This is a genomic window from Saccharothrix sp. ST-888 (genome assembly GCF_000955975.1).
GTDB lineage: Bacteria > Actinomycetota > Actinomycetes > Streptomycetales > Streptomycetaceae > Kitasatospora.
Genome location: NZ_JYJF01000625.1, coordinates 1 through 347 on the forward strand (window position 1 = coordinate 1; position 347 = coordinate 347).

The following is a 347-nucleotide window of genomic DNA, read 5'->3' on the forward strand; positions in this document are numbered from 1 at the left end:
GGGGGGCGGCCCGTCGGGTCGCCGCAGGAGGCTGCACCGCTCGGGGGACCTGGAGATATGGGGATCCGGCAGGCCGGGGGCGGTTCGGCTACGGGCAGGGGACGACCTGGCCGGCGTACGAGAGGCCGCGGGCGAAGCCGAAGGGGAGGACCGGGGCGCCGGTCTGTAGGACCTTCCGCCCGAACCGGAGGACGAGCTTCTGCACCGACAGCACGGCGGCGACCGAGAACGCGATCGAGCACGGCACGCCGGTCAGGCCGGCCCGCAGCGGGCTCCAGCCCAGGCCGAGCGGCATGTAGAGGGTCCAGGCCAGGAAGAAGGTCCCGGTGGCGACGCCGAGGCAGAGC

The 347-nt window shown here is 74.6% G+C and carries 1 pseudogene; it reads right to left on the reverse strand.

What is annotated here, in order from left to right:
* Positions 1-88: 88 nt before the first annotated feature.
* Positions 89-347 (reverse strand): annotated as a pseudogene (locus tag UK12_RS34010) (hypothetical protein); the annotation flags it as partial.